The sequence below is a fragment of the Halobacillus sp. A1 genome (assembly GCF_024189295.1).
Classification (GTDB): Bacteria; Bacillota; Bacilli; order Bacillales; family Halobacillaceae; genus Halobacillus_A.
Map to the genome: position 1 here is coordinate 1 of NZ_JAIZEN010000073.1, position 422 is coordinate 422.

Sequence of the window (422 nt, forward strand, 5' to 3'; positions counted from 1 at the left end):
TTTGGAACAAAAAGCATTAAAAATCAACCCGATTTTTAATAGGAATAACATTATCTCTATTGTGAAATCGCTTGTAGTTTCAAGCCTGTTTAAAGAAAAGGGCTTAGAAATTTTAGAATCGTATAAACAGTAATTTAGTTTTAGAACTAAAAAATGTGTAAATTTCATAGGATTATCTCAATTCCAAGACTTCCGCATAAGGGTGCGATTGCTTACTATTTTCATTACTGACAACTAATAAAGAGGTGTTTATAAAATGTTACCGATCCTAGAAACAGAACGTTTATTATTAAGACCTTATGAAAAAAAGGATGCTCCACGAGCTCAAGTATTAGCTGGGGATAAAGATCTGGCAGAGACTACTTTTTTGCCTCATCCATATACTTTAGAAACTGCTGAAAATTGGATTTCAAGCCATCCTA

At 32.2% G+C, this 422-nt stretch carries 1 protein-coding gene; it reads left to right on the top strand.

All coding sequences use genetic code 11. From position 1 onward, the window contains the following. Positions 1-256: 256 nt before the first annotated feature. A partial coding sequence (locus LF817_RS20050) for a GNAT family N-acetyltransferase (RefSeq protein ID WP_253937570.1) occupies positions 257-422 on the top strand: 166 nt, incomplete at its 3' end.